General features: G+C 66.0%; 1 protein-coding gene. It reads left to right on the top strand.

The genetic code is table 11. The features are described 5' to 3' along the window. Positions 1-604 (top strand): hypothetical protein (locus EN893_RS36585; RefSeq protein ID WP_128362292.1); only part of this gene is annotated, 604 nt, incomplete at its 5' end. Positions 605-682: the final 78 nt, after the last annotated feature.

Raw genomic sequence — 682 nt, 5'->3', positions numbered from 1 at the left:
GGGCTCTCCGACCTACGGCACCGACAAGACCGCCGGCGAACAACTGGCCGGCGATATTTCGGGCGCTTTTTCATTCGCGCCGAAGCGCAAGGAACAGATCGACTACAAGCCGCGTCCGACGCTCGTGAAGCCGGCGCCAGGCCAGAAGGAAGCGCTGCCGGCCCCGCAGGACAGCATCGAGACGGCGAGCGCCGAATGGCCCGAATCGCCCGAGCAGCGCCGCGCCCGCTTGCGCGCCGACGCCACCGCCCATCAGAACGACCCGGCCTATCAGTCGGAGATCATCGACGACGTGCAGACGGACCCGGCCTCGGTCAAGAGGGCGATGGCGGAGTCAGGGTCGAGCCACCCGCCGGCATGGACACCGGCCGATTCCGACAAGGGCCGTGCCGCCGAGATCCAGCGCCGCCTTGCCGACAGCAAGCAGGGCGATCCGAACACCCGCAAATATCTGAGCGAGCCTCCAGTGCAGTATCGTGTCGCGGCCGGCACGGCGCCGCAAGATCAGCTTGGCGAGGACGAGTACAAGAAGGAACGCCGCCTCAAGAAAGAGGCGGAAGGCAAGAAGGGCAGCGGCTGGTTCGACTGGATGCCGTCTCTGTAAGAACACCACGTTGTGTCGCCGGGCGTTGCGCCCGGTTCAGCCGCGCCGTTCCCGGAAAAATTCCTTGAGCAATAGACC

This window comes from Mesorhizobium sp. M7A.F.Ca.CA.004.04.2.1 (assembly GCF_004022825.1).
GTDB lineage: Bacteria > Pseudomonadota > Alphaproteobacteria > Rhizobiales > Rhizobiaceae > Mesorhizobium.
Note: the sequence above shows the minus strand (reverse complement) of the source record. Positions and strands in the feature narration are given on the sequence as shown.